The sequence below is a fragment of the Helicobacter sp. MIT 14-3879 genome, assembly GCF_003364125.1.
Genome location: NZ_NXLP01000177.1, coordinates 1 through 698, shown reverse-complemented (window position 1 = coordinate 698; position 698 = coordinate 1). Strand labels below are relative to the sequence as shown.

Below are 698 nucleotides of genomic sequence, written 5' to 3'. Positions count from 1 at the left end.
CTTTCTCTATTTGTTTATAACTATCCCACACTTCAAGCGCAAGTCCCGCAACAATAAACATCGCATTTGCTCCTTTGGCAAGCTTCACCGCTCCCCAAGGCTTAAATTTCAACAGACTGCCTAGCTCCAGCCCCACCATCTTTCCCATGCTCACTATTGTATCTCTAGCGATTTTTATATTGGATGCATTAATCACACCAGATTGTTGCAAGAAAGTGATTCCCTGCTTCCCATAACTAGAGATTACTTTTTCAAAATCATTCATTTCTGATTCAAAATGTATCGTGATAGCATTCAAATTGCTCACCACAGAGCCGATGTGTCTGTCAAATTCATTTTGGATTCTGCTATTAAGCACGACTCCTTCACTTCCAATTTCACGCTCAAAAAAATCATTAAAGGTCTCAAGGCTGCTGCCATTGAGTTGCACTATCACATCACTAAAATAATCTGTTATGAACTTTCTTAAGTCAGTACGTGCTTGATTGATTTTAGGCTCGATTCTCGTAATGTCTTTTTTAATCCTATTCATATTGTCATTTAGTTTTTCTATATCCATTTTGATTCTCTTATCGATTTGTTCAGCCTTTGGGATATATTTGTGCAACACATCTTGCATAATGCTTTTGTGTGTTGCTTGCACAATGTGTTCAAAGCCTCCATTGCGCTGGATACTGTTATAAGTAGCATCTTGTAAG

1 protein-coding gene is annotated in these 698 nt (G+C 38.0%); it reads right to left on the bottom strand.

Annotation, left to right across the window (positions count from 1 at the left end; translation table 11 throughout):
• The coding region (locus CQA44_RS12915; protein WP_115547438.1) for a LeoA/HP0731 family dynamin-like GTPase at nt 1-698 on the bottom strand (698 nt) is incomplete at both ends.